Annotated in this window: 30 protein-coding genes and 1 riboswitch; of the genes, 19 read left to right on the top strand and 11 right to left on the bottom strand. The window is 35.0% G+C overall.

The features are described from left to right. Nucleotides 1-4 precede the first annotated feature (4 nt). From ACP7AT_RS03285 to ACP7AT_RS03275, 3 genes are all read right to left on the bottom strand, one after another. On the bottom strand, nucleotides 5-829 hold the full coding sequence (locus ACP7AT_RS03285; protein WP_426062928.1) for a GLPGLI family protein: 825 nt from the start codon (nucleotides 827-829) through the stop codon (nucleotides 5-7). A 51-nt stretch (nucleotides 830-880) separates the two neighbouring features. Next, nucleotides 881-1207, bottom strand: a complete 327-nt coding sequence (locus tag ACP7AT_RS03280) for a hypothetical protein (RefSeq protein ID WP_426062927.1) — start codon at nucleotides 1205-1207, stop codon at nucleotides 881-883. A gap of 544 nt (nucleotides 1208-1751) precedes the next feature. Next, the gene (locus ACP7AT_RS03275) at nucleotides 1752-2774 is read right to left on the bottom strand and encodes a LacI family DNA-binding transcriptional regulator (protein WP_426062926.1); all 1023 of its coding nucleotides are present in this window, start codon (nucleotides 2772-2774) and stop codon (nucleotides 1752-1754) included. Between the two features lie 435 nt (nucleotides 2775-3209). Here ACP7AT_RS03275 and ACP7AT_RS03270 point away from each other — a divergent pair, with 435 nt between their 5' ends. The 17 genes from ACP7AT_RS03270 to ACP7AT_RS03190 all read left to right on the top strand — a co-directional run bounded on the left by ACP7AT_RS03270 (nucleotide 3210) and on the right by ACP7AT_RS03190 (nucleotide 17353). Beyond that, nucleotides 3210-3953, top strand: coding sequence for a ferritin-like domain-containing protein (locus tag ACP7AT_RS03270; protein ID WP_426062925.1), 744 nt, complete (start codon nucleotides 3210-3212; stop codon nucleotides 3951-3953). A 19-nt stretch (nucleotides 3954-3972) separates the two neighbouring features. Next, nucleotides 3973-4779 carry a ferritin-like domain-containing protein gene (locus ACP7AT_RS03265; protein WP_426062924.1) on the top strand — a complete coding sequence of 269 codons (807 nt, stop codon included), beginning with the start codon at nucleotides 3973-3975 and terminating at the stop codon, nucleotides 4777-4779. A 229-nt stretch (nucleotides 4780-5008) separates the two neighbouring features. Then, on the top strand, nucleotides 5009-5464 hold the full coding sequence (gene rplM, locus ACP7AT_RS03260) for a 50S ribosomal protein L13 (RefSeq protein ID WP_091202984.1): 456 nt from the start codon (nucleotides 5009-5011) through the stop codon (nucleotides 5462-5464). After that, nucleotides 5464-5850: a 30S ribosomal protein S9 gene (gene rpsI / locus ACP7AT_RS03255; RefSeq protein ID WP_091202987.1), complete on the top strand. Its 387-nt coding sequence runs from the start codon at nucleotides 5464-5466 to the stop codon at nucleotides 5848-5850. Before rplM ends, rpsI begins: the two co-directional genes overlap by 1 nt. A 219-nt stretch (nucleotides 5851-6069) precedes the next feature. Further along, nucleotides 6070-6876, top strand: a complete 807-nt coding sequence (rpsB, locus tag ACP7AT_RS03250) for a 30S ribosomal protein S2 (protein WP_426062923.1) — start codon at nucleotides 6070-6072, stop codon at nucleotides 6874-6876. Nucleotides 6877-6986: 110 nt separating this feature from the next. Further along, complete coding sequence (gene tsf / locus ACP7AT_RS03245; RefSeq protein ID WP_426062922.1) at nucleotides 6987-7811, top strand: translation elongation factor Ts; 825 nt, start codon at nucleotides 6987-6989, stop codon at nucleotides 7809-7811. A 153-nt stretch (nucleotides 7812-7964) separates the two neighbouring features. After that, nucleotides 7965-8618, top strand: coding sequence for a queuosine precursor transporter (locus tag ACP7AT_RS03240; RefSeq protein WP_426062921.1), 654 nt, complete (start codon nucleotides 7965-7967; stop codon nucleotides 8616-8618). Between the two features lie 2 nt (nucleotides 8619-8620). After that, nucleotides 8621-9181 carry a DNA-3-methyladenine glycosylase I gene (locus ACP7AT_RS03235; RefSeq protein WP_426062920.1) on the top strand — a complete coding sequence of 187 codons (561 nt, stop codon included), beginning with the start codon at nucleotides 8621-8623 and terminating at the stop codon, nucleotides 9179-9181. 92 nt (nucleotides 9182-9273) lie between these two features. Beyond that, a riboswitch (TPP riboswitch) is annotated at nucleotides 9274-9370 on the top strand. 63 nt (nucleotides 9371-9433) lie between these two features. Beyond that, nucleotides 9434-9640, top strand: coding sequence for a sulfur carrier protein ThiS (gene thiS, locus ACP7AT_RS03230; protein WP_426062919.1), 207 nt, complete (start codon nucleotides 9434-9436; stop codon nucleotides 9638-9640). Between the two features lie 285 nt (nucleotides 9641-9925). After that, nucleotides 9926-11749: a phosphomethylpyrimidine synthase ThiC gene (thiC, locus tag ACP7AT_RS03225; RefSeq protein ID WP_426062918.1), complete on the top strand. Its 1824-nt coding sequence runs from the start codon at nucleotides 9926-9928 to the stop codon at nucleotides 11747-11749. Between the two features lie 38 nt (nucleotides 11750-11787). Further along, nucleotides 11788-12387, top strand: coding sequence for a thiamine phosphate synthase (locus ACP7AT_RS03220; RefSeq protein WP_426062917.1), 600 nt, complete (start codon nucleotides 11788-11790; stop codon nucleotides 12385-12387). Beyond that, entirely contained in the window at nucleotides 12360-13115 is a 756-nt protein-coding gene (locus ACP7AT_RS03215; protein ID WP_426062916.1) for a hydroxymethylpyrimidine/phosphomethylpyrimidine kinase, read from the top strand. The genes ACP7AT_RS03220 and ACP7AT_RS03215 overlap by 28 nt, the downstream gene beginning before the upstream one ends. After that, complete coding sequence (locus ACP7AT_RS03210; protein ID WP_426062915.1) at nucleotides 13108-13740, top strand: thiamine phosphate synthase; 633 nt, start codon at nucleotides 13108-13110, stop codon at nucleotides 13738-13740. The genes ACP7AT_RS03215 and ACP7AT_RS03210 overlap by 8 nt, the downstream gene beginning before the upstream one ends. Continuing rightward, nucleotides 13727-14497, top strand: coding sequence for a thiazole synthase (locus ACP7AT_RS03205; RefSeq protein ID WP_426062914.1), 771 nt, complete (start codon nucleotides 13727-13729; stop codon nucleotides 14495-14497). Before ACP7AT_RS03210 ends, ACP7AT_RS03205 begins: the two co-directional genes overlap by 14 nt. Nucleotides 14498-14806: 309 nt before the next feature. Beyond that, a complete protein-coding gene (locus tag ACP7AT_RS03200) occupies nucleotides 14807-15184 on the top strand; it encodes a GxxExxY protein (RefSeq protein WP_426062913.1) in 378 nt (125 codons plus the stop codon). 120 nt (nucleotides 15185-15304) lie between these two features. Continuing rightward, a complete protein-coding gene (gene thiH / locus ACP7AT_RS03195; RefSeq protein ID WP_426062912.1) occupies nucleotides 15305-16447 on the top strand; it encodes a 2-iminoacetate synthase ThiH in 1143 nt (380 codons plus the stop codon). Nucleotides 16448-16642: 195 nt separating this feature from the next. Beyond that, the gene (locus ACP7AT_RS03190; RefSeq protein ID WP_426062911.1) at nucleotides 16643-17353 is read left to right on the top strand and encodes a HesA/MoeB/ThiF family protein; all 711 of its coding nucleotides are present in this window, start codon (nucleotides 16643-16645) and stop codon (nucleotides 17351-17353) included. Nucleotides 17354-17356: 3 nt separating this feature from the next. Here the strand turns inward: ACP7AT_RS03190 and aat are convergent, their stop codons facing one another. The 3 genes from aat to ACP7AT_RS03175 all read right to left on the bottom strand — a co-directional run bounded on the left by aat (nucleotide 17357) and on the right by ACP7AT_RS03175 (nucleotide 19385). Next, nucleotides 17357-17995 (bottom strand): leucyl/phenylalanyl-tRNA--protein transferase, encoded by a 639-nt coding sequence (gene aat, locus ACP7AT_RS03185; protein ID WP_426062910.1) that lies wholly within the window; start codon nucleotides 17993-17995, stop codon nucleotides 17357-17359. Nucleotides 17996-18102: 107 nt separating this feature from the next. After that, nucleotides 18103-18480: a DUF3127 domain-containing protein gene (locus tag ACP7AT_RS03180; protein ID WP_426062909.1), complete on the bottom strand. Its 378-nt coding sequence runs from the start codon at nucleotides 18478-18480 to the stop codon at nucleotides 18103-18105. A 32-nt stretch (nucleotides 18481-18512) separates the two neighbouring features. Continuing rightward, a complete protein-coding gene (locus ACP7AT_RS03175) occupies nucleotides 18513-19385 on the bottom strand; it encodes a flavin reductase family protein (protein ID WP_426062908.1) in 873 nt (290 codons plus the stop codon). A gap of 172 nt (nucleotides 19386-19557) precedes the next feature. Here ACP7AT_RS03175 and ACP7AT_RS03170 point away from each other — a divergent pair, with 172 nt between their 5' ends. Continuing rightward, the gene (locus ACP7AT_RS03170) at nucleotides 19558-20709 is read left to right on the top strand and encodes a sensor histidine kinase (protein WP_426062907.1); all 1152 of its coding nucleotides are present in this window, start codon (nucleotides 19558-19560) and stop codon (nucleotides 20707-20709) included. Here the strand turns inward: ACP7AT_RS03170 and ACP7AT_RS03165 are convergent. The 3 genes from ACP7AT_RS03165 to greA all read right to left on the bottom strand — a co-directional run bounded on the left by ACP7AT_RS03165 (nucleotide 20706) and on the right by greA (nucleotide 22872). After that, on the bottom strand, nucleotides 20706-21872 hold the full coding sequence (locus ACP7AT_RS03165) for a transglutaminase domain-containing protein (protein ID WP_426062906.1): 1167 nt from the start codon (nucleotides 21870-21872) through the stop codon (nucleotides 20706-20708). The genes ACP7AT_RS03170 and ACP7AT_RS03165 overlap by 4 nt on opposite strands. A gap of 99 nt (nucleotides 21873-21971) precedes the next feature. Next, complete coding sequence (locus ACP7AT_RS03160) at nucleotides 21972-22361, bottom strand: HIT family protein (RefSeq protein ID WP_426062905.1); 390 nt, start codon at nucleotides 22359-22361, stop codon at nucleotides 21972-21974. 34 nt (nucleotides 22362-22395) lie between these two features. Then, nucleotides 22396-22872 carry a transcription elongation factor GreA gene (gene greA, locus ACP7AT_RS03155; protein WP_426062904.1) on the bottom strand — a complete coding sequence of 159 codons (477 nt, stop codon included), beginning with the start codon at nucleotides 22870-22872 and terminating at the stop codon, nucleotides 22396-22398. Nucleotides 22873-23034: 162 nt separating this feature from the next. On the opposite strand from greA, the gene ACP7AT_RS03150 reads away from it, so the two are divergent. Then, the gene (locus ACP7AT_RS03150; protein ID WP_426062903.1) at nucleotides 23035-23448 is read left to right on the top strand and encodes a hypothetical protein; all 414 of its coding nucleotides are present in this window, start codon (nucleotides 23035-23037) and stop codon (nucleotides 23446-23448) included. Nucleotides 23449-23538: 90 nt separating this feature from the next. Here ACP7AT_RS03150 and ACP7AT_RS03145 read toward each other — a convergent pair whose 3' ends face one another. Together ACP7AT_RS03145 and ACP7AT_RS03140 are read right to left on the bottom strand one after the other, a co-directional pair. Beyond that, nucleotides 23539-23988 carry a hypothetical protein gene (locus tag ACP7AT_RS03145; protein WP_426062902.1) on the bottom strand — a complete coding sequence of 150 codons (450 nt, stop codon included), beginning with the start codon at nucleotides 23986-23988 and terminating at the stop codon, nucleotides 23539-23541. 371 nt (nucleotides 23989-24359) lie between these two features. Further along, nucleotides 24360-26528, bottom strand: coding sequence for a TonB-dependent receptor (locus tag ACP7AT_RS03140; RefSeq protein WP_426062901.1), 2169 nt, complete (start codon nucleotides 26526-26528; stop codon nucleotides 24360-24362). Nucleotides 26529-26574: the final 46 nt, after the last annotated feature.

Below are 26574 nucleotides of genomic sequence, written 5' to 3'. Positions count from 1 at the left end.
ATGATTACTTATTTCCGTTCATTATTTTTTTCATCACTTTATCTGCTTGGTAGTCCTTATCATCTTCTTCAATGTAGCGCTCCACTCCCATTCTTGCTGTGACAATATTTAATTTTTCTCCTTCTTTGGTTATATACTTACTTGCAGCTATTGCTTTTTCTTTATACAACAACTTAAATTCAGACCACGTTAAAGCTTTATCTAAAACAAAAGGATTTTCAGGTTTAGGATAATCTGTTTTTTGTTTATTTGCAATTATCCCAATGGCTTCCCAACTTACATAATCATCTAATGCTTTTACCTCTAATATAGCTCCTGGTAAACTATCGAACTTCCAGGGCCCACAAACAGGTAGTGCAGTAGTAAACCATGCTTTATAATTTCTACCTCTAAAAGTAGTAGTCGCGGCTTGGCAATTATATCCCAGAATTGTTTTCGTTTCTTCTTTTATATCCCAATCAAAAATAGTTAAGGAATCTTTTTGAACAAAAAAACGAAAATTAATATCACTTTTCAAAAACATCTCATTTCCTGCATAATTCTTATATAGGGTTAAAAGATTTTTCCCTTTTGGCTTCCATTCAATCACAGCTGAATTACTTACTGGACTCTCTACCTTAGGAGCAATATTTTCCTCTTTATCATAGACAGATATTCCAAAATCTGAAAATAGTACTAAATTATACCCTCCTTTATAAGTAATATTTTTGGCAGCATTACCCCTTACTGTGTAATTATATTTTATAGTAAGCGACTGAATAGAATCTTTTTGTGCCCAAACGGTTGAGCTGACCATAAAAAGTAAACTTAAAACATACAAATTTCTCATATAAACTAAATTTTAATAGAGGCTTATAAAAAGCCTCTATATTGAACATTATTACATAGATATCTCAGCTTCGGCGATGTACGTTTGAGCTTTTGCATTTGCCTCTTGCAAACAGTTAGTTTGTGCGGTAACACAATCACCAGCAGTTGCAGATGCAAATACAGTTGTTCTGTATACCCCATTGAAATAGATATCTCCATAACAACTTGCAGAACAACTATCATCAATGCTCTCCTCTGTTGTAAATGCATCTATTGTCTTTTGCAGATAAACAATAGCTCCATTATCTACAACTGTATACAATTTGTCTTTTACTACATTTGCAAAAGACATAGCGGTAACCAAAAAGAATACCGTTAAAAATAAACATTTTTTCATTTTACTTTAAATTTTGTGATTAATAAATAAATCTGTTTGCAGACTGTCTGCCATTTAAGGGCGAAAACTTTAGCAACATGTAATAAATTAGATTAATTTCTTTCGCCCCGTTGACTTTACTTCCTTTTTAGAACATCCTTGCAAGGTTAGCTTACTATATTCGCGACTATCGTTTAGCTAATGCTTATATCGGGAGGTAAATCAACTTAAGAACCTGAACAACAAGTTCTCCAGTAAGACAAATATGAAAAAAAAAAAAAAAACGAATTAACGAATTATCTTATGATTTAACATATAATTAACAAGTTTAACACTTCAAACTATTTACATCATAATTTTAAAAGACTTCCTTATTAATTTATTACGCCGGCTCTTTAGAGCATAAATAAAAAACTTTTCCGCTGGATGTTTCGCTGGATGTAGATTTAGGATCAGGAAAAGACTGGCTGGAAGCGCATTAAAATTATCTCTTATTGTGCCAAAAAAAATCTCTAATCATTCCGAAACGATTAGAGATTTTTTTGTAGTTATAGTAAACAAGTTGCTACAATTTTCTTGTTGACTCTCTTTCTTTCAATTTTGTTTTAATGACAACGGTTTCATAAGGAACATGCTCTTCTTTGGATTCTAATCTGTCGATGAGCAATTTAGCAGCTACTTCTCCTATTTCTATTCCGTGTTGACTTATAGTTGTCAAACTGGGCGACAATCTACGGGAAGCAAGAATTCCATCGGCAAAACCAATGATTGAAATATGTTCTGGAACTTTAAATCCTTTTTTAAGCGCGATTCGTAATGCGGCAACAGAATCATTTTCTTCCAAAGCAAAAATCCCATCAATTTTATTTTCAAAAACTTTTTCGATTTTCTCTTTTAAATCTTCTTCAGAGTCCGTTCTTAGGATTACGGCGCTATTCACAGCAATATTATTTTTTTGCAAAGCTTTCAAATACCCTTCTGCTCTTAACTTACCAACACTTAAATTATCGATAGAAGACAACAAAGCGATATTTTTGCAGCCCAAATCAATTAAATGTTGGGTGGAATTTAAAGCAGAATCAAAATCATCTACAATTACTTTATCACAATCAACGCCTTCCGCAATTCGGTCAAACATAACAATGGGAGTTCCATCATTAATAATTGCTGAGAAATGACCGTAATCCTGATTTTTTTGTGCTTCCTCAGAAACTGAAACAATAAAGCCATCAATAGTTCCATTACTCAACATTTCCAGTGTATGCGCTTCTTTCTCTGACGATTCATTGGAAATACACATAATAACGTTGTATCCTTTTTCGTCCGCTACTTTTTCAATACCGCTAAATACTTTGGCAAAAAAAGAATTTAAAATATTTGGTATGATGACACCAATGGTTTTTGTTTTTCTGTTTTTAAGATTCAGACCAATAACATTGGGTTTGTAGTTTTTTAGTTTTGCGTATTCTTTAATTTTCACTTTAGTTACCTCACTAATTTCCGGACTATCATTAAGCGCTTTTGAAACTGTTGAGACAGAAACGTTAAGTTCTTTTGCTATTTGTTTTAATGTAGCTTTGGCTTTCATATATTTTAAAATATTAAAGGGAAACGAGAAGATGATATGGTAATTATACAAACTATTTCAACAATTCTATAATAATAATCAATATAATTACATCAATTTTACATTGTAATTAATTGAAAATCAATACACAAGACGTGGCTTATTATCATTATCTTTGTAATAACAATTCATCAATCGCAAATATACATATTAAATCATTAATCAGAAAGAATACAACTACTAACCTTTTAAATGTTCACAGTATGAAAAAATAGAGTTTTGATTCAATAAGTTAAACCAAAAACTACTCCTAATCTGCCCGAAAAATTACCGTAATTAAGTTTTTTATGTGGTATTATAAAAAAAATATAAAAATCTAAAACTGAACACCTTAAGAATTCGTTTATACCTACTAAACGTGTAATTACTATTAATAACCCTTAAAGAAAGTAAATTATGAAAAATGTAGTTTCGATTCAAGAAGTAAAACCATCTTGCACAAACAGAAGGAGCTTCCTGAAAATTAGTGGCCTCACACTTGTGGGCACCAGTTTGTTATTAGCGGGCTGTAATAATGACGATGATGAAAATAAACCAGTAAATCAGTTTCCCGGAGCACGAAATGGAGTTTTTGATTTAGGAGGCGGAGATTTTGGTGTTTTAACCTATGCTTATGCATTGGAACAATTAGAAGCCGATTTTTACACTAAAGTAGTAAACTCTTCAGGATTCACGACGAATTTCACAGCGCAAGATCAAATAATTCTTACCGATTTGTATCGTCATGAAGTAATTCACAGAGAATTTTTCAAGGCTGCCTTAACCGGTGCTTTACCCGACTCTAAAACTCAATTGCTACCCAACTTGTCTTTTACCTACGGAACCTTGAATTTTAGCAACCGCACCCAAGTCCTGGCTACAGCCAAAGCTTTAGAAGACACAGGAGTAGCTGCTTACAACGGTGCTGGAAAATTATTAGCTAGTCCTGACTACCTTTTATTAGCAGGGAAAATAGTTTCTGTTGAAGCAAGACACGCATCGGCTATTAGAAGTTTAATTAATCCAAATTCAAAAGATTTTGCCGGCGATGATGTTGTAAATGTAACTACGGGATTAGATGTTGCAAGTAATCCATCGCAAGTAATTCCAATAGCTGCCGGATTTATTACCACAAAATTTACTGCTCAGTATTTACCTTAAACTTTTAAATTTAGAAATTATGAACATATTAAAATTTATAGAGTCTCTTGCAGATGAAAGTGTAATGCAAGCTAAAGGCTCCAGAAGAGAAAGTTTAGGCCAATTCAGTAAATTAGGTAAAAATTTAGCACTAGCAGCTATCCCTTTCGGATTAGCATCAACTTCAGCCTATGCTGCTGATATTTCGCCAACTCCGAGTACGCCAATTGGAGCTTTACAATTGGCCTTGACATTAGAATATCTTGAAAAAGAATTTTATCAGATGGGTTTAGATTCCGGAGTCATTCCTCTACTTGAAAATTCAGGTCGTGATAGGAAAGTTTTTGAACAAATCTCCAAACACGAAACTAGTCATGTAACTTTTTTAATCGCAGGGTTGGGCGGTACGGCAAGTGCAAATTTTGTACCTAAACCCACTTTTGACTTTACAGTTGGCGGTGCTTTTAGACCCTTTAACGACTATCCAACATTTCTTGCCTTGGCGCAAGCCTTGGAAGACACAGGAGTAAGAGCGTACAAAGGACAGGCTGGAAATCTAATTTCAACTCCCGACTTGTTAACCGCTGCATTACAGATTCACTCTGTTGAAGCCCGACATGCCTCGGAAGTAAGAAGATTAAGAGGATTAAAAGGATGGATTACAGGAAATCAAAGAGGTGCAGGTATGCCCGCAGCAACACAAGCCGTATATGACGGTGAAGAAGTGACACTGCAAGCAGGATACAATACAGCTACACTATTTGGAGCAGATGCAGGTTCAGAATCTTATGACGAGCCATTGACTACAGCTCAAGCGGTAGCAATAGCAAATATTTTTATCGTATAAAACAATTGCGCTCCTGATTAAAACCATTTGAATTTATAATTCGAATGGTTTTTTTATGTATCACACTATATATTACCGTATTATTACATTTATTATCATTATTTTCATAAAATAATAATCTATGGATTCCTCGTTAAAATTATCTTTTACAGGTGTTTGTATTTAAAATAATTAATTGTACTTTTGCAACCCCTTTATTGGGGATGGAATGTTTAATTAAAAATATATTATGGACGCATTAAGCTACAAGACACAATCAGCAAGCAAAGCCACCGTTACAAAAGAGTGGATTGTTGTAGATGCTGATGGTCACAACTTAGGTCGTCTTGCTTCAAAAGTCGCTATGATTTTGAGAGGTAAGTACAAGCCAAGTTACACACCACACGTGGACTGCGGAGATAACGTAATCGTTATCAACTCAGAAAAAATTAACCTTACAGGTAACAAAATGGATGAAAAAACATACATCCGTCACACTGGTTACCCTGGAGGTCAAAGAACTTTAACTGCTAAAGTATTGCAAGCGAAGAATCCTGCATTACTAGTAGAAAAAGCGATAAAAGGAATGTTGCCAAAAAATAAAATTGGCGCTGAACTTTTTAGAAATTTAAATGTTGTTGTAGGATCAGAGCACAAACAAGGCGCTCAGAAACCTAGAACAGTTAACCTTAACGATCTTAAGTAATGGGAGTTATTCACAAAATCGGTAGAAGAAAAACCGCTGTTGCACGTGTTTATGTTTCGGAAGGAACAGGAGTAATCGTTGTAAACAAAAAACCATTCGAAACTTATTTCCCAACTGCAACTTTACAGTACAAAGTATTACAACCAATGTCTATGACAGAAAATGTAAGCAACTTTGACGTAAAAGTGAACGTTTACGGAGGTGGTTCAACTGGTCAAGCAGAAGCTGTAAGAATGGCATTGGCACGTGTTATGTGTGAAGTAAATGCTGAAAACAGAGCTATCTTGAAACCACAAGGTTTATTGACAAGAGATCCAAGAATGGTTGAACGTAAGAAATTCGGTCAGAAGAAAGCTCGTAAGAGATTCCAATTCTCTAAACGTTAATATTCAATCTGAACTTGTTTCAGATTATCAAGTTCATACGCTGGTTTTATTATCAGCCTAAAGTGAAAAGATGCTGAAATAAATTTAGCATAAAAATTTAAAAAAAACAGTTGTTGTTGCTCTCCTACTGAGGTAGGAAATAGTTTAGCATCTAAATGTATAAAGCCGAGAAATCGCCATTTATTCATTGCTAATCAACAGAACGTAAACTAGAACAAAATGGCAAACAAAGTAGAAGTAAAAGACTTACTAGAAGCAGGTGTTCACTTTGGACACATGACTAGAAAATGGGATCCAAACATGGCTCCTTACATCTATATGGAGCGTAATGGTATTCACATTATCAATCTATATAAAACTGCAGCAAAAATTGAAGAAGCGAATGAAGCTTTGAAAAAAATCGCTGCATCAGGTAGAAAAATATTATTCGTTGCTACCAAAAAACAAGCAAAAGACATTGTTGCTGAAAAAGCAAAAGCTGCAAACATGCCTTACATCACAGAAAGATGGCCTGGTGGAATGCTAACTAACTTCGTAACTATCCGTAAAGCTGTTAAAAAAATGGCTACTATTGATAAAATGAAGAAAGATGGTACATTCATGACTCTTTCTAAAAAAGAGCGTTTGCAAGTAGATCGTCTTCGTGCTAAATTAGAGAAAAACTTAGGTTCAATCGCTGACATGTCTAGACTACCGGCTGCATTGTTCGTAGTTGATATCAAAGCGGAACACATTGCAATAAAAGAAGCACAAAAATTAAACATTCCAGTTTTCGCAATGGTGGATACCAATTCTGACCCAAGAGAGGTTGAATTTGTAATCCCATCTAACGATGATGCTTCTAAATCAATTGATAAAATTTTAACTTTAGTTACAGCTGCAATTGTTGAAGGACTTTCTGATAGAGGTTCTGACAAGGAAGGTGATGCTACTGCTGAAGTTGTTGCTCCTACTGCTGAAGTTACTCCTGCTGTAGAAGCCGCTCCTGCTGCTGAAGCTGCTGCGCCGACTGCAACTGAAGAATAAATAAAATAAATTTAAAGATTGAAGGGTTTAAAGATTAAAAATTATTGATTGTAGAATTAGTAATTAAATCCTTAAATTTTTCAATCTTTTAATCTTTAAATATAAAAATTATGGCAACAATTACTGCTGCAGACGTAAATAAATTAAGAACAATCACTGGTGCAGGTATGATGGACTGCAAAAAAGCCTTGGTTGAATCAGAAGGAGATTTTGATTTAGCAATCGAAAACTTACGTAAAAAAGGACAAAAAGTAGCTGCAAACCGTTCTGACAGAGAATCTACTGAAGGTGCTGCAATTGCTGTTGTAAACGCTGATAAAACTGCTGGAGTTGTTATCACATTGAACTGTGAGACTGACTTCGTGGGGATGAATGAAAACTTTGTAAAAATGGCTACTGAAATGGCTAATTTAGCATTGAACTTCAATACTAAAGAAGAATTTTTAGCGGCTGATTTCAACGGAATCACTGTTGCTGATAAATTAATCGAGCAAACAGGAGTTATTGGTGAAAAATTAGAAATCAGAACTTTCGAGAAATTAGAAGGTGCTTTTATCGGATCTTACATCCACTCTGGAAACAAAATCGCCACTTTAGTTAGTTTATCAGCAAAATTAGAAGGTGCTGATGAAGTAGCAAGAAATATCGCTATGCAAGCTGCAGCTATGTCTCCTATTGCTTTAGACGAAAATGGTGTTGATGCTGAAACTATCGCTAAAGAAATCGAAATTGCTAAAGATATCTTACGTCAAGAAGGAAAACCAGAAGCAATGTTAGACAATATCGCTAAAGGTAAACTGGCTCGTTTCTTCAAAGACAATACTTTAGTAAACCAAGATTATATCAAAGACAACAAAATGAGCGTTGCTGCTTATGCTAAATCTTTAGATAAAGATCTTATCGTTACCGGTTTCAAAAGAGCTGCGTTAGGATAATCTATTCAAAATTTATTACAGAATCTTAAATTTATTTATATTTTGTTTAAAAATTCAAAATCCCATTCTTCAAATCGAATGGGATTTTTTTATTCCTTAAAACCACTTCTAAAAAAAAATTAAAACACTAAATTTGAAATTTAAATTTTATTTATGTTCAAAACCAAAAAAGACCTTGTCTTTGTTATTCTGGCCGGAATCTTCATTACTAACGCCGTTACAGCAGAACTAATTGGTGGAAAATTGATACAAATAGGTCCGTTTGTAATGAGTATAGGTATTTTGCCTTGGCCTATCGTTTTCCTGACGACTGATTTAATCAATGAATATTTTGGTGAAAAAGGAGTAAAAAAACTGTCCCTAATCACAGCCTGTTTAATTTCCTATTCTTTCCTTGTTTTACTTTTTGCAATCAATATTCCTGCAGCAAAAGGAATAAGCCCGGTAAATGATGAACAATTTTTTGCAGTTTTTGGTCAAAGCATGTGGATTATTGTAGGTAGCATTATTGCCTTCATGGTTTCTCAATTAATAGATGTGACTGTTTTTTGGTTTTTCAAAAACCGTACGGGAAACAACAAAATCTGGCTCAGAGCAACAGGCTCCACTATAATTTCTCAGTTGTTCGATTCATTTATTGTGTTGGGAATCGCTTTTTGGCTACCGGGAAAAATAAACTTTGATACTTTTATAACTTCGGCATTGACTGGTTATACATTCAAACTCGGAATTGCCATTCTCTTGACTCCTTTAATTTATTTGGGTCACTATTTAATAAAAAATTACTTGGCCTCTGAAAAAGAATAATTATGGATGAGAAAATGCGATGTGGTTGGTGCTCCTCAAGTGATTTATATAAAAAATACCATGATGAAGAATGGGGAGTTCCTGTTTATGAGGATCAAAAATTATTTGAATTTCTAATCTTGGAAACGTTCCAAGCTGGACTAAGTTGGATTACAATCCTAAGAAAAAGAGAAAACTTTAAATTAGCTTTTGATGATTTTGACTATAAAAAAGTAGCACTTTACACCGAAGATAAAATCCAGGAATTACTTCAAGATGCCGGAATAATTCGCAATCAATTAAAAATTCGTGCAGCTGTTTCCAATGCGATTGCCTTTATGAAAGTCCAACAAGAATTTGGCAGCTTTTCCAAATACATTTGGGAATTCACCGAAGGGAAACCCATTCAAAACAACCGGCAATCTTTACAAGAAGTTCCTTCAACCACGCCACTTTCTGATGAAATAAGCAAAGATTTGAAAAAACTCGGCTTCAAATTCGTCGGTTCTACGGTAGTTTATGCACACATGCAAGCAACCGGAATGGTCGATGATCATGTAGTCAATTGTTGGAAAAAACAGTAATTTTTCAAAAATCAATAACAAAACAAGTTTAAAAAGTTTCTTTTTTTTTTCAAAATTTAAGAATTACATCTAAAAAAATATCCTACATTTGTTTAACACTTTAGGGGTGTCTACAACATTGTAGGCTGAGAATTACCCTCTGAACCTGATCTAGTTCATACTAGCGTAGGGAAAAGTAAGATGACTTCCTGGTATATTTATGTACTCCTATAGCCATTCCTAAAGTATAATTGTATACTAAATTCAAAAGGAATGGAACTCAAAATCAACAATCAAACAAAACAATTTGCGACTGACAGTCTAACTCTTCAGGCACTTCTCGACTTGGAAATTCCCATTAAACAAAATGGAATTGCCGTAGCCATTAACAACACCGTTATTCCAAAATCCAACTGGAATTCTCACCGAATACAAGAAACCGACGACATTCTAATTATCTCTGCAACTCAAGGAGGATAGTTTGGCTGCTCGGGCGGGCTATCCATTTTAAGTCCGCAGTTACAATCCTATAAAACATAGTCTTAGTCAAAGCTTCCTTATGGTCGCTTCACTAATCCTTGTTTTATCTGGCTTTCAACTTTACGGGCTTTCCATTACTATCCCTAGCAGAACTATATGTCCGAAAAAATTACTATATAAAAGAGTTCAAAACGATTTAAGAAACAAGAGTCAAGACAAAAAAATCTGCTCCATCTCCCGAATCTGCGTGAAAAAATAGTTCAATAAACTTTAAGACCACTACAAATGAAATCCGAAGAAAAAATATCAACCACTCCTTTTCCAAACTCTACAAAAATTTATGTAGACGGAACCCTTCATCCCATAAAAGTAGCGATGCGGGAAATTACATTGGCTGACACTAAAATGTCAAATGGCCGAATAGAAAAAAATCCTCCCGTAACCGTTTATGATACTTCCGGTCCATTTACCGACCCGAATATCGAAATTGACATTCGAAAAGGACTGCCCCGAATTCGGGAACAATGGATTCTGAATCGTAATGATGTAGAAGAGTTAACTGAAATTTCTTCCGAATACGGTAAAAAGCGTTTGAATGACGAAAAACTAAACGAATTGCGTTTCGAATATTTACACAAACCCAAGCGTGCCAAAAAAGGAGCTAACGTATCCCAATTGTATTATGCAAAACAAGGAATCATTACTCCCGAAATGGAATACATTGCCATTCGTGAAAACCAACGCTTGGAGTTGATAAACGAACAAACCAAGGCAATGCAATGCCAACACAATGGAAATAGTTTTGGAGCCAATACGCCAAAATCTAAAATCACACCTGAATTTGTCCGCAGCGAAGTAGCCAGAGGCCGCGCCATTATTCCAAATAACATCAACCATCCCGAAAGTGAGCCTATGATTGTAGGTCGCAACTTCTTGGTAAAAATTAATGCTAACATTGGGAACAGTGCCGTAACCTCAACTATCGAAGAAGAAGTAGAAAAAGCAGTTTGGGCTTGCCGCTGGGGAGCTGACACGATTATGGATTTGTCTACGGGTAAAAACATTCACGAAACCAGAGAATGGATTATTCGAAATTCTCCAGTGCCAATTGGAACAGTGCCTATTTACCAAGCGCTAGAAAAAGTAAATGGCGTGGCCGAAGACTTGACTTGGGAAGTTTATCGGGATACGTTAATCGAACAAGCAGAACAAGGTGTTTCATATTTTACAATCCATGCTGGTGTTCTATTGCGTTACATTCATTTGACTGCGGAACGTGTTACCGGAATCGTTTCCCGTGGCGGTTCTATTATGGCAAAATGGTGTTTGTTTCACCATCAGGAAAACTTTCTTTACACCCATTTTGAGGAAATTTGCGAAATCATGAAACAATATGATGTAGCGTTTTCATTAGGAGACGGTTTGCGCCCAGGTTCTATTGCCGATGCGAATGATGCCGCTCAGTTTGCCGAATTAGAAACACTTGGTGAACTGACAAAAGTAGCCTGGAAACACGATGTTCAAGTATTTATTGAAGGCCCTGGTCACGTACCAATGCACATGATAAAAGAAAACATGGATAAACAACTGGAACATTGTGACGAAGCTCCGTTTTACACTTTAGGACCATTAACAACGGATATTGCTCCAGGTTATGACCACATCACTTCTGCCATTGGCGCGGCTATGATTGGTTGGTACGGTTGTGCGATGTTGTGTTACGTGACTCCAAAAGAACACCTTGGTTTACCCAACAAAAAAGACGTTAAAGACGGCGTAATCACGTATAAGATTTCGGCTCATGCCGCTGATTTGGCCAAAGGGCATCCCGGATCGCAATACCGTGACAATGCTTTAAGCAAAGCTCGTTTTGAATTCCGTTGGGAAGACCAATTCAACTTATCCTTAGATCCAGATACAGCTCGTGAATTTCATGATGAAACATTACCGGCAGATGGCGCCAAAGTAGCTCATTTTTGTTCCATGTGCGGACCAAAATTTTGTTCTATGAAAATCTCCCAGGAAATTCGTGATGTAGCCGAAACCGAAAAAGGAATGAAAGAGAAATCACAAGAATTTGTGGAAAGCGGAAAAGAAATTTACATATAAAAAATTAGAAGATCTAGAAAAGAGAATAGAGCAAAGTCATGATCGTAATCACAAATCCCCTTCCTGTAATTAATGAAATCGACACCATTCATTCTCTTTTTGAGAATGGACTGGAGTTGCTTCATATTCGGAAACCTGATTTTTCAGAAACAGAAACGAACGCTTTTTTATCCGAAATAAAATCCGATTTCAGACAGCAATTGGTTTTGCACAGTCATCATCAACTGGCTTCCGCAGCTGGAATACATCGGATCCATTTTACAGAAAAAGCAAGAATTGAAACATCCGAGAAAAGTTTAAAAATCTGGCAGAAAAACGGATTTTCACTCTCTACTTCGATTCATCAAATGATTGATTTTGAAGAACTATCTACTGTTTTTGCTTATGCTTTTTTCGGACCAGTTTTCGAAAGTATTTCTAAACCAAAGTACATTTCGAATATTGACTTTGTAAAGGAATTGGAACAAAGAAAGAATAACGAAACTTCATTAGTAGCACTAGGAGGAATTACTTATGATAAAATCAAAACCGCATTAAAATATGGCTTTGATGATGTGGCCCTTTTAGGAACCATTTGGAACAGTAATCATTCAATAGAAAATTTTAAACTATGTCAGAAAATAGGTCTTTCGTATTAACAATTGCAGGCTTTGATCCGTCTGGAGGCGCAGGGGTTTTGGCAGACATCAAAACATTCGAGCAACATCACGTTTATGGTTTTGCTGTCAATACCGGCAATACCATTCAAACCGAAAATCAGTTCTTCGAAATGGAATGGACTGACCAAGCTTATGTTTTGAAAACACTGGATAAACTGTTTAAAAATTACAGTATCAAAGCAGTGAAAATTGGAATTGTTCCTTCACTGGATTACCTGAAAGATATTGTTTTTGCTATAAAAAAGCTTTCGCCAAAAACAAAGATCGTTTGGGACACCGTTTTAAAATCTACAACCGAATTCCCTTTTATAACGATAGACAATCAAACTCTTTTGATTGAAATAGTAGAACAAATAGATTTGATAACACCCAATTACAATGAAATATTACAGTTTTCTACAGCAGAAAAAAATCCGAATTTAATTGCTCACGATGTATCAAAACATTGTGCTGTATTACTAAAAGGGGGTCACAATCCTCTGGTAATTGGTGTTGATTGTTTATATACTGGAAAGGAAATCTTCAGGCTCGCGCCAAATACTACTTTGGTTTTCGAAAAACACGGCTCCGGCTGTGTATTATCATCAGCGATTACAGCCAATTTAGCTTTAGGACAAGATTTAAAAACGGCTTGCTTCAATGCCAAAAAATATATAGAAACCTATTTACAATCTAATCAAACCAAATTAGGATACCATCATGTTTAATAAGCTACAATACATTTCGCAAGGAAATACAGTCGAAGAACAATTGCACAACATTCACAAAGCACTGGATAATGGTTGTGAATGGATACAAATGCGATTCAAAAATCAAAACGCGCTTGAAGTTTTCACTTTGGCGGAAGCCGTAAAAATAGTATGCAAAGAATACTTAGCCACTTTTATCATCAATGACAACGTCCATTTAGCAAAGCAATTGGATGCAGATGGAGTTCATTTAGGTTTGAGTGACATGAGCGCTAAAGAAGCAAGACTCATCTTAGGAAAAACAAAAATCATTGGGGTAACTGCAAACACTTTTGAAGATGTGCTCCAAAGAACAGCCGAAAAGTGTGATTATATTGGTCTGGGTCCGTTTCAATTTACGACAACCAAACAAAATTTAAGCCCCATTTTAGGATTGGAAGGGTACCGATTAATAATCCAACAAACGAAAATAAAAAACATCCAAATTCCCATTTATGCCATTGGAGGAATTACACTTGAAAATGTAGAAAGTCTAATGAAAACTGGAATTCACGGCATAGCCGTTTCCGGTTTGATTACACAAAGCGAAAATCTATCTCAACTTATCACTCAACTTAACGTCAAATTATATGCTACCATTTAAAATAGGAGACAAAACCTTTAAATCCCGCTTGTTTTTAGGCACAGGAAAATTCGGTTCGAATCAACAGATGGAAGAAGCCATTTTAGCCTCTGGAACCGAGTTGGTAACCGTGGCACTAAAACGTATCGATTTAGAAACCAAAACCGATGCCATTTTATCCCATCTTAAACATCCAAGGATTAATTTGCTACCCAATACTTCTGGCGCACGTAATGCCAAAGAAGCCATTTTTGCGGCACAATTAGCGAGAGAAGCCTTGGAAACCAATTGGCTTAAACTGGAAATTCATCCCGATCCAAAATATTTAATGCCCGATGCAATTGAAACCTTAAAAGCTACGGAAGCTTTAGCCAAATTAGGGTTTATTATTTTGCCTTACATCCATGCAGATCCGGTTTTGTGCAAGCGTTTGGAAGACGCCGGAACTTCAGCGGTGATGCCTTTAGGTTCTCCAATAGGTAGTAACAAAGGATTAAAAACCATCGATTTTTTAGAAATAATAATCGAACAGAGCAACGTTCCCGTGATTATAGATGCCGGAATTGGCGCACCATCTGATGCTGCAAAAGCAATGGAACTTGGCGCTGATGCAGTTTTGGTAAACACAGCAATTGCTGTGGCAGGAAATCCAATATTGATGGCAGAAGCTTTTAGAGAAGCGGTTATTGCCGGCAGAAAAGCTTACGAAGCGCAATTAGCGCAAAAAGTAAATCGTGCGATAGCTTCAAGTCCTTTGACAGCGTTTTTGTACGAGTAATGTTTTTTGGTCTATTTACAAGAAAACCACTGAAAAAATGGCACGCAGATTTTACAGATTTACGCAGATGGTAAATAAAAAATCTGCTAAAATCCCTAGAATCTGCGTGCAACAAAAATTTATAAGCTAGTCGAAAGTTTAAACGTCGTAAAGTCAAAAGAAGTACTATTGTAAACAGTAATTTAAAATCAATCTATTGCGTCATTTTGTCTGATTTTAAAATACGAAATTATACAATAGCTGTTACTTAATTGTACGAAAATAACTATATTTAGTTTTTAATTAGCACTAATTCTAAATTCTTAAAAAATGACCGAAAACGACATATCATTCAAAATAAGAGGAGCCATTTTCAAAGTGTACAACACTCTCGGTCCAGGATTATTTGAATCTGTTTACGAAAGTGCTTTGTATTATGAATTAACTAAAATAAATTTAAAAGTTGAAAGACAACTTGAAATCACTATTCCTTACTGCGAAATTATATTAGATGTTGCTTTTAAAATTGATTTATTAGTAGAAGACAAAGTAATTATTGAATTAAAATCTGTCGAAGATTTAGCACCTATTCACTATAAACAAATTACAAACTATTTAAAACTTACTGATAAAAAATTAGGCCTACTTGTCAATTTTAACACAGTCACTATTTTAAATGACATTAAAAGAATTGCAAATAAATTATAATTGAGAATAAAAGATTAGTACTCAGATTTTGCAAATAAAATTGAGAAATCATAGAAAAATCTGCAAAAATCCGTAAAATCTGCGTGCCAAAAAACAGCATATTCTTTTTACAAAAAAACTATGAAAACATTTAATTCGGTTTTTAACACCTATGATTGGGATAGTATTAAATCCAAAATATACGGCACAACAACACTTCAAGTTGAACAGGCTTTATCCAAAAACAAACGCAGTCTCGATGATTTTTTGGCATTAGTTTCACCAGCTGCCAAACCTTACTTAGAGCAAATGGCACAGCTGACACATGAATTAACAAAAAAAAGATTTGGTAAAACGATTCAAATGTATGCTCCTTTATATTTAAGCAACGAATGCCAAAACATTTGTACGTATTGTGGGTTTAGTTTAGACAACAAAATAAAACGAAAAACGCTTACCGAAAATGAAATTACGCAAGAAATTGAGGTCCTGAAAAAAGCGGGATTTGATCATGTTTTGTTGGTTACTGGCGAAGCCAATCACACGGTAAATATCCATTATTTTCTAAAGGCAATTGCTCAAATAAGAAATGATTTCTCTACCATTTCAGCCGAAGTGCAACCGCTTTGTACAGAAGAATACGAACAATTACACGAAGCGGGTGTCTTTTCGATTTTAGTATATCAGGAAACCTATCATCGCGATGTTTATAAACAATACCATACAAAAGGCAAAAAATCCAATTTTGATTTTCGTCTAGAAACACCGGATCGAGTTGGAACTGCTGGTATTCATAAAATAGGATTAGGGGTTTTATTAGGATTAGAAGATTGGCGCACTGACAGTTTTTTTAATGCCTTGCATTTAGATTATTTACAAAAAACGTATTGGCAAACTAAATATGCAGTTTCATTTCCCAGATTACGACCGGCTGAAGGAGTTATTAAACCCAACTTTATCATGGATGATGCTGATTTGACCCAGCTCATTTGTGCCTATCGTTTGTGGAATGAAGACTTAGAAATTTCCCTGTCCACACGTGAAAACGAAAAATTTCGAGATAATATTATTCCAATCGGAATCACCAGTGTGAGTGCCGGTTCCAAAACTAATCCGGGCGGTTATGTAGTTGATCCACAGTCCTTGGAACAATTTGAAATCAGCGATGAACGTTCTGCTGCCGAAATTGCAAAAATTATTTCCAGCAAAGGGTACGAACCCGTTTGGAAGGATTGGGATAAAAATTTTAGTCAAAGGTCGAATGTCGAAAGTCAAAAAATTTAGTCAAAGGCCAAGAGTCAAGAGTCAATAATCTAAAAGTTTAGAAAGCAACATGGGTCCACACCTTATATCTATTACTAATAGCAACCGACTTTAAAAAAGTTCTCCAATGCGCTCGAACTGACCTGTTTTTAACCTTTGACTTTTCAACTTTATGACTTTCCAACTTTATGACTTTTCAACTTTAAGACTAAAAAAATGAGTATCATTCAAGATTTTTTACGATATAACCGCCAGATGATGCTGCCGGAAATAGGCGATTCCGGACAGGAAAAACTCAAAAAAGCTAAAGTTTTAATGATCGGCGCAGGCGGATTGGGTTGTCCAATCTTACAATATATTGCAACGGCCGGAGTAGGAACTATTGGCATAGTTGATTTTGACAAAATCGAATTGCACAACTTACACCGCCAAATTTTATACACGGAACAGCAAGTTGGCAAATCAAAAGCACTTACAGCAAAATCAGTTTTGGAATCTTTAAATCCATTGATTGATATTGTTGCTTTTGAAGAAAAACTAACTATGGAAAATGCTATGCAAATCATCATGAATTTTGATGTAGTTGTGGATGGGAGTGATAATTTTGCTACTCGCTATTTAGTAAACGATACCTGTGTGATCTTAGGAAAATCATTGATTTACGGCAGCATTTTAAAATTTGAGGGACAAATGGCGGTTTTCAACTATAATGGAAATAAAAATCTTCGTGACTTATTCCCTGAACCACCAAATCCTAAAGATGTTCCTAATTGCAATTTTAATGGTGTACTAGGCACGCTTCCGGGAATTATTGGCACAATGATGGCGCAGGAGACGTTGAAACTGATTATGAATTTGCCAACATTGAAAAATGAATTGGTTCTTTTTAATACGTTGGATTGGAGTTTTAAGAAGCTAAAATTTTAAATATTATTTACTTTTTAATATTTTCATAAAATCTGTTCTGTCAATTTCCCTGCAACCCAAACTTTCGAGATGAGGATTATAAACCTGACAATCCAAGAGTTTATAATCTTCCTTTTTTAATTGGTTGACCAACGCTATAAGAGCCACTTTTGACGCATTTGATACTATTGAAAACATACTTTCACCACAAAAAACATGTCCCAAATCGATTCCGTATAAACCACCAACTAATACTTTATCTTGCCAGACCTCAACTGATTTTGCTATTCCTAATTCATGAAGTTTACAATAGGCTTCTATCATGTCATTGGTAATCCAAGTTCCGTTTTGACCGTCACGTTCTATATTTTGACAGTTTGAAATTACGTCTCTGAAATTTTGATTGAAAGTAACAGTGAAAATATTCCTATTCAGAATGTTTCGCATACTTTTTGAAACAATCAATTCACCCAAAAATAGCACCATTCTCGGATTTGGTGACCACCACATAATGGGTTCGCCTTCTTCAAACCATGGAAAGATGCCGCTTTTATAAGAAAGCTGCAATCGTTCCAAAGATAAATCTCCGCCAATGGCCAAAACGCCATCCCAATTGGCTTCGGAAACAGGCGGAAAAAATAAATCTGAAGATAAATAATACATTTTTCAATTTCAAAAATTAATGGCAATCGCAATTTCAAAAAATAAAAAAGTCAGAAATTTAAGTAAAACTCAAACTTCTGACTTGTAACTTGTGACTTTTTTATCTCTTAGAATGGTAAATCGTCTGCTTCTTCTTCGTTTAGGTTTGTTGCTGGTGCAAATGCTTCAGCCGCTGGCATCGGAGGCATTTGCGCAGCAGTCGCTTCAGTCGATACTCTTTCTACTCTCCAACCTTGGATGGCGTTAAAATATTTAGTCACTCCTTGCGGATCAACCCATTCGCGTCCTCTCAAATTGATAGAAACTTTAACCGCTTCACCCACTTTAAAACTGTTCAATAAATCACACTTATCTTGTACAAATTCTACTAAAATATGTTGTGGATACTGCTCCTCAGTGGTTACAACTAATTCTCTTTTCAAGAAACTTCCGCTTCCCACATTTTTTGCATCCCCAAGCATTTTAATTTTTCCTGAAACTTCCATCTTCGTTGTTTTTAATGTTATTTATAATATTATTATTTTGCCAAAAGTACTTTCCAAGCCGATAAAACATCATTGTCATCCAGATATTTTTTTGCCGCCAAGTGTACTTTTTGCTGATCATCAGCACTTAAAACTCCTTTTACAGCAAAATTCTGTTGTACAAATATACTAACTTCTTCTGGTGTAGGCAAGGCTTCTACATTCCCCAACATACCTAAATCATTTCCGTTGAAAACCGGACTTTCTTTTACAAAATTAGGAATTGCATCCACTCCAATTCCTAATGTAGATAATGGTTTTGGCACTTCAAAAAGTCCTTGGTTCGATCTGGAATACCAATTGCCGCCTAATCTGGAAACCAAGTCAATTTTATATTGATCAATTGCTCTATTTTCGTCTAAAACAGACTCGTCAATATGAATACGAACTACTTCACAAAGCACTAAATTCCCAGCTCCACCCTCTGTCCCAAGCGGAATAATCTGAGTGACTTTACATTCAAATTGAACAGGCGATTCTTTTACTCGAAAGGGTTTTACTACCTCCGAAGCGATCGGCGTCAAGCCTGATTTTAAAAACTCATCAACACCATCAGCGTACTCCGTACTGGCCAAGGAAATCTGTTGAACCATATCATAATTCACCACATTAATGACTACTTCCCCAGTTGATTCAACATTAATTAACGTGTGTTTTATTGAATTGTCCCGAACGCGTCTTGCGGGTGAAAATATAAGGATTGGGGGATTCGCACTAAACACATTAAAGAAACTAAAAGGCGACACATTTGAATTTCCTTTTGCATCCATGGTACTGGCAAAAGCAATAGGTCTTGGCCCCACTGAACATTGCAAATAACCCTGTAATTTCGCCGTTTCAATGCTTTTTGGATCAATAGTAATCATATATTTCAAAATTTGCTTAAGATACAAAAGTAGACAAATCGATTTAGTTTTTGCAGCAGAAGTCCCAATTTGAATAAAATTATGTGTGGATTTATTTTAAAAAAAAATCTTTAAGTAAAACTAAAATACTGCAGCATTTATTTCGTTACATTTATAATTCAAATTTTCATTTATGCAGTTTTCTGAAAGAAGAAATACAACCCGTTGGATTATAATTTTCGCCTCTTTTTTAATCATTTCACTGATACTTTGGAACACCTACACCTTTTTTCAAATTTTCAAAAATGAAGAACGATTAAAAATGAATCTTTGGGCACAAGCTCAAAAAACACTGATTAACGCTGGTGAAAATACAGATGTTGACCTTCCGCTTCAAATTTTTAGTGACAATACATCGATTCCTATTATACTCACAGAAAATGACAGCATTATAAACACCGTGAACATTGATGAGGTTATTGTAAAAAACAATAAAAAGGCAGTCGCATTTTTGTATGATTTAAAAAGCGAAAACGTGCCTATTGTCATTGAATATGTCCCCGGAAAATTTCAAAAACTCTATTATGGAAATTCGGCTTTACTAAATAAATTAAAATATTATCCCGTTGCTTTAGTGCTAATTATTGTGCTTTTTGGCGGTTTAGTTTACAATTTTTATCGAAGTACCAAAATGGCAACGCAAAACAAACTTTGGGCCGGTATGGCCAAAGAAACTGCACACCAGATCGGAACCCCACTCTCTTCTCTAATTGGTTGGGTCGAACTTTTAAAATCCGAAAATGAGGATGAAAGCACCACTTTTGAAATTGAAAAAGACATTGAACGTTTGCAAACCATTACCGATCGTTTTTCGAAAATAGGCTCGGAACCCAAATTAGAAAACAAAGATATTGTAGCCGAAACACGGCAATCTTATGACTATTTACAATCCCGATTCTCCAAACAAATTGAGTTTTCGTTCACAGCGCCAAAAGCTCCTATTATGGTGTCCCTCAATCCCACCCTTCACAGTTGGACAATCGAAAATTTGGTAAAAAACGCCATCGATGCGATGAAAGGAAAAGGAAAATTAGCTTTAGAAATTGATCAAGAAGGAAATTATGTAAAAATAAACGTTTCAGATACCGGCGGTGGAATTAAAAAAAAACAGTTTAAAAGCATTTTTGAACCTGGCTTTACCACCAAAAAAAGAGGTTGGGGATTGGGACTTTCATTAACCAAAAGAATCGTGGAGGAATACCATAAAGGAACCATAAAAGTCTTAAATTCTGAAATTGGCAAAGGAACAACAATGCAAGTAAGTTTAAAAAAAAATCTAACTTAACGAGCTCCTAAACGGGACACTTTATAGAACATCGTTTTTCTGACTGTTTTAGAGGAATTCAAATAGTCTTGCACGAAAGAAGAATGCTCTTCGGCTTGCGACACAGCTCTGCTTATAGATTTTTTGATGGAAGCTACATTTGAAGCATTCTCACTGCCCACTGAGCCAACTTTGTAAATATCATTTTGACATTTGGATAATTTTTCTCTTGGTGCTTCAATCATACGGTAAATTTCATCATCTGAAAAAACAGGGCTGAACTTATTGTTTCTATAACGGACAAAATCATTTAATAACACAACGGCCTCATTCATTTCATTCACAATTGAATTTAATTTTTCTATATTAGTACTGTGTTGTAAATAGATTAATTGTTTCTTTTTACCTTCATACCGTGCTGAAATCATGCCGTTGATCAATCCGTTTTTTTCGATTCGTTGTGCTGAAGCAAATAATTGATCAGCTTCAGACAAGCCATTATATTTGGCGATTTCTTTCCCAAAATCAAAGTATTTCTTGCTTGTATTGATTTGGATTTTACCTTCATAAAACTCCTTATTAGTAATAGGATAATTCGAAAATTGCCATAAATAGTCAAATGGAATATGGGAAGCGATTATTTTAGAAGGTTCTGCTTTAAAATAAGCATTATCTAATTTTTTATAAAATCTCCCATTATTGACATAACCTGAGCCCCAGGTTGGGTCAAAAACATACCATTTTTTATCGATTTTTGCGGCAATCCAAGCGTGAGCCAGCTCACTTACTTTTGCATTCTGTTTAGTGTATCCTTCAATTATATAGGATTGAATTCCTATTTTTTGGGAGAGATCATTAAAAACAGAGGCGTAATGAATACAAACGCCTTTTCTGGTTTTTAAAGCCCTTGTGATTTTTTGTTGTACCGTCTCGCTAAAATTTACTGCATACATTCCGGGAACATCATAACTGATATTAGATGACGTCCAATAATATGCAGCTCGGATTTTATCCGTTTCTGTTTTAAAATTTGCATTGATATACTTTGCAATTGCTTGGGTTGAAGTTGTCGCTTTCTCGGGAATAGCCGCCATTTTAGCATCAATCAAAGAATATTCAGTGTTGACCTGTCCAAAACTAAAAAGTGAGCAAAAGAAAGAAAGAAAGAAAAAAATGTTTTTCATAGTATAGAATGAAGGCTTCATAAATCAGAAAAGGGAACAGGTTTTCACCTATTCCCTTTTAAACGAAAACCATACCAAAATATTTTATTTCTGCAACTATTATAAATTGGTTTTTATACTTTCTGCCAAAGCTTCAAATTCGTCTTTGGACAGCGATACTTTATTGTGAAAACGCATTTCATCCATTTCATTCAACGGAATCAAATGAACGTGCGCATGAGGAACTTCAAGTCCTACAACTGCCATTCCGATTCGTTTACAAGGAACCGTTTTTTCAAGGGCAATTGCTATTTTCTTAGAAAACTGCATTAGTCCCGCATACAAATCATCTTCCATCTCAAAAATCTTATTTATTTCCTGTTTCGGAATACAAAGCGTGTGTCCTTTTGCATTTGGATTTACATCCAAAAAAGCCAAGAAATTTTCATCTTCAGCAATTTTGTAGCACGGAATTTCTCCGTTTATAATTTTTGTAAAAATACTTGACATTGTGAAATGGGTTAATTGTTAAATCTTTCGCTGTTTAATCGCGTGAAATTTCTAAAATTTCAAATTTCAAAACACCGTTCGGAACCGTGATCTCAGCAAATTCTCCAACTGATTTTCCTAACAAACCTTTTCCAATAGGTGATGTAACCGAGATTTTACCTGTTTTTAAATCGGCTTCACTTTCGGCAACTAATGTATAAGTCATTTCCATTCCGTTGGTTTGGTTTTTAATTTTTACATTCGATAAAACCAATACTTTAGAAAGATCTAGGTGAGACTCATCAATTAATCGAGCGTTCGAATGTACGTCTTCTAATTTAGCAATACGCATTTCAAGCATGCCTTGTGCTTCCTTAGCCGCATCATACTCTGCGTTCTCAGAAAGATCGCCTTTATCTCTTGCTTCAGCTATATCCGCGGATGCTTTTGGACGCATTACGCTCTTTAAATAATCCAATTCTTCTCTTAATTTTTTTAAACCTTCTGCGGTGTAATACGATACTGTACTCATAAATTCCTCATTTATATAAATAGAAAAAATCCCATCAGGACGGGATTTCTTTCCACAAAGATATTATTATTTCTTTTTCGTCAATAAATATACGTTAATCATATATAATTCAAAGTTAAATAAATTAAATTTGTTTCACTAATACTTTGACACTATTTTAAAATGAAAAAAATTCTGTTGCTCTTCGTTGCTGTTCCTTTCTTTTTTTCGTGCAGTGATTCAGGTTTTGACAACACAAATCCTTTTGTCCCTAATTACACTTTTACGATAGATATTAATATGAATTTGCCAGCGTCTTCGAATCTTAAATACGTAAGCAATTCGGTTTATTATCCCGGAATAGGCGCACGTGGCATTATTATTTTTAATAGCGGCAGTGGTTACAATGCTTTTGATGCCGCATGTCCCAATCAAGCGATAAGTTCTTGTTCTACCATGACCATAAATGGTATAAACGCCGTTTGCGCATGTGACACTGAAGAATACAGTTTATTTACTGGACAGGGGACACTAAAATATCCTATGAAGCAATATAGAGTTCAAGTCAACGGAACGTCACTTCGGGTTTATAATTAAACCAAAAAATCAGGAACGTTTAAAAACTTTTCGGATTTTTTAAAATGATGACAAAGCGCTTGTTTTAAAAGGGAAATATTATATTCTGAGTTACAATTTTGAATTATTTTTTTTGTCAAAAGTATATCTAATACCAAAAAGGCTTCTGATAATAACATCATCTTCAAACCTAAATTCTGGTGCCAGTTCGAAAATTATCGCTATTTTTTTAAAATCCTTGATTGGAAAAATTTCTAATACGGCTGGAATCACAAATGAATTCATTTGATCAGGACTACTAAAGGGACTCAAATTAATCCCAAATCCAATGGAGAATCTGTGGTATTCTTTAGTTTTAAAATTATAAAACACAGTACCTTCTACCGGCATATCTTCTAAATAATTGTTGGTAAAAATCTTTATTTCAAAACTTACTGCCTTGTTTTTATTGGTATTTATTCCCAAAGCATAATGAGAATATCCTGTTACAGCGATTTGCGAATAACTTTCAAGGCTTAGAGAAAACAAAATGATGATGAATAAAGGTTTGAAATTTTTCATTGTAATAGTGATTGAGATTATAAATAGTTTTTTGTTTAACCATTGTAAATTTCAAAAAAAAAATATAATTTAAAGAATTGCCTTGTTTAATTAACTAAAATTTAACAAGTTTAATTTTATACTCATATTTCTAACTATCTTACATTTTGGTGTTTAAATCCAATAGATTTAATTCTATTACTACGAGAATTCAAATCCTATAAGAACAAATTTTATTTTTCTGACAAATTTAAAACAGAATATTTTTTTTCTAAAAAAATAAAATTAACTTTCAGATAGATTTGCATCAAAATTCCTTGCTAATAGTACTATTCAAAAAATCCTGACAGTTAAACTATCAGGATTTTTTTCATTATAACTGATATAATACGCTAAAACTTCAGTGTCAATCCGGCAAGAAAATTAATTCCCGCTTGCGGATAATAATACGGATAAATATCATACATATATCCATTAGAAACATATTTTTTGTCCAAAAAATTATTTACTAAACCCGTCAAAATAATCGATTTAAAAACCGATTTTGGCTTAAACTCAAACGCAACGTTCAAATCATTCACAAAATAATCTGCCAACTTTGCAGCCGGCAATTCGATATTATTCATGTATTGTTCCCCAACGAATTTTTGCAACCATGAAATATGAAGATTCTCTACTGGTGTATAAACCAAAATATTTCCTGCAATAATTGATGGTGAGTATGCGATTTCAGTAGTCCCATAATCCTGACCTTCAACTGCTAAATCAATATTTTTATTGGCACTCAACGTAAAATTAGGACGAATAATCAATTGGTTTGTTAACGCTATTGTAGCATCAACTTCCAACCCTAAACGATAACTTTTTTCGCTGTTGGAACGTATTGGAGCGCCTACATCATCTAAACTTCCTGTCAGAATCAACTGGTCTTTGTAGGCCATATAATACACATTCGAATTGAATTGTACTTTCTCTGCAACATATCTCCAACCCAATTCAAAGTCATTCAGCTTTTCCGGCTTTACATTTCCGCCTTCATAATCACTCCTATTCGGTTCGCGATTGGCTCTGGCATAAGACAAATACACCGAATTTCCAGAATTGATTGTGTAAGTAAATCCCGTTTTGGGGTTAAAGAAATTAAAAGTATCATCCACAACTGTTGACTGAACGCCGTTGGCTTTATAATTGACGGATCTATATTGCAAATCTCCAAATAAGCTTAATTGCTCCGTGATTTGGTAATTAGCTTTCGCAAAAATATTTCCGTCCGTTTTAATGGCATAATCATCATAATAGCGATCTCCTAACTCACTCTGCGAGGCATTTCGTGCCCAAATCACTTTACCAAAATGATCGCCTTCGTACTTGTTCCATCCACCACCAAAAATAACATCCAGTTTTTCATCTTTATAATTAGCAGAAAAGGTAGTTCCGTAGAAATCATTTTCTAACCATTTCTGACGCACTAAATCCGTCGTTGTTACTGCGCCAGCGGGCTGTAATCCATAATCAGCAAAATCAGCGTCTTCTTTATAATTTTCGTAAAATCCTTTTCCTTTGGTGTAATGCAAAGCAAAATTAGTATTCCAGTTTTCAGATATTTTTTCGTTCCAATGCAACTGAGAGTGATCTTGCTGGTAATTGTCGGTTTCATTGTCATAAAAACGAGCATTTCCTTGTTCGTCCGTAAAAGCACCTGCTGAATTGAATGTTCGATCATTTTGCAGCGTTTCTGCATCTATTCCGTTCCAAGACTGATACGTTTTTTCGGCACCTCCAAAAACCAATGCTTTTATCAAAGTAGTTTTACCCACGTACGTTCCCTGCAGGAAATACGATTTCAAATCAGATGCTCCACGATCCACAAATCCATCCGACTTGATAGCCGATAGTCGTCCCGCGATTTCGAAATGATTGTTCATTAAACCTGTACTAAATTTTACGGTGTGTTTTCTGGTGTTGAAACTTCCAAAAGAGTTGGAAAGTTCACCCGAGCTTTCTTTGGAAAAATTATCGGTAAGCATATTTAAGCTGGCGCCAAAAGCACCCGCTCCGTTAGTTGATGTTCCTACGCCGCGTTGCAATTGCAAACTCTCCAATGATGATGCAAAATCAGGCATATTTACCCAATAGGTTCCATGACTTTCAGAATCATTGTACGGAATTCCGTTGATCGTAACATTTACTCTGGTGGCATCGCTACCACGAACCCGAATTCCGGTATATCCTACACCATTTCCTGCATCAGAAGTCGTGACAACTGACGGCAAATAATTCATCAGAATAGGAATATCCTGTCCTAAATTACGGAATTTAATTTCTTTTTTACCTAAATTGCTAAAACTTACCGGTGTTTTTGTAGTAACCCGCACCGCAGAAACCAAGACTTCATCAAGTTGGTTTACTTTTGTGGTGTCTTTAATTTGAGAAAAACAGAGAAAAGAAAACAGAGAAAAGAAAATAGAAAATAGACGAATCGAAAGTGAGTTTGAAGGTTTCGCCTTTGCGCTTTGTGCTTTTTTGCCTTTGTGGCCAATAATATAAAGTAAAGTATTCATCCGTAAAAAGATTACGAATAAAAGGGGGAATTATTCTTTTGTTAAA

This window comes from Flavobacterium sp. DSP2-3-1, assembly GCF_049896865.1.
Lineage (GTDB): Bacteria > Bacteroidota > Bacteroidia > Flavobacteriales > Flavobacteriaceae > Flavobacterium.
Note: the sequence above shows the minus strand (reverse complement) of the source record. Positions and strands in the feature narration are given on the sequence as shown.